The sequence below is a fragment of the Pseudomonas sp. C8002 genome (genome assembly GCF_013385765.1).
Taxonomy (GTDB): Bacteria; Pseudomonadota; Gammaproteobacteria; order Pseudomonadales; family Pseudomonadaceae; genus Aquipseudomonas.
This window is the reverse complement of sequence record NZ_JACAPJ010000060.1, coordinates 1-485: the sequence shown is the minus strand read 5'-3', so window position 1 is coordinate 485 and position 485 is coordinate 1. Positions and strand designations below refer to the sequence as shown.

At 62.5% G+C, this 485-nt stretch carries 1 protein-coding gene; it reads left to right on the top strand.

From position 1 onward, the window contains the following. Nucleotides 1-485 (top strand): phosphopantetheine-binding protein (locus HX814_RS31295; RefSeq protein ID WP_177015457.1); only part of this gene is annotated, 485 nt, incomplete at both ends.

Genomic DNA, 485 nt, shown 5'->3' with positions numbered 1-485 from the left:
ATCTGGCAGGACGTGCTCAAGGTGCCGCAGATTGGCGTCAGCGATAACTTCTTCGAGCTGGGCGGCGACTCGATCATCTCGATCCAGGTGGTCAGCCGTGCGCGCCAGGCCGGGATTCGTTTTACCCCCAAAGAGCTATTCCAGCACCAGACCGTACAAGGCCTGGCCTCGGTGGCGCAGTTGGGCGAGGGCGCACTGCTGATCGATCAGGGCCCGGTGACCGGCGACAGCGTGTTGCTGCCGATCCATCAGGCATTTTTCGATACGGCGATTCCCGAGCGGCACCACTGGAACCAGTCGGTACTGCTCAAGACCACGCAGCCGTTGAACCCTGAACATCTGGAACAAGCCCTGCACGCCTTGCTGGTGCAGCACGATGCCTTGCGCGTGAGCTTCGTCCGGCAGGCCGATGGCTGGCGAGCGACTTACCAGCCGGTCAGCGAGCAACCTTTGCTGTGGCAACGCAGCATCGTCGACGCTTCGGC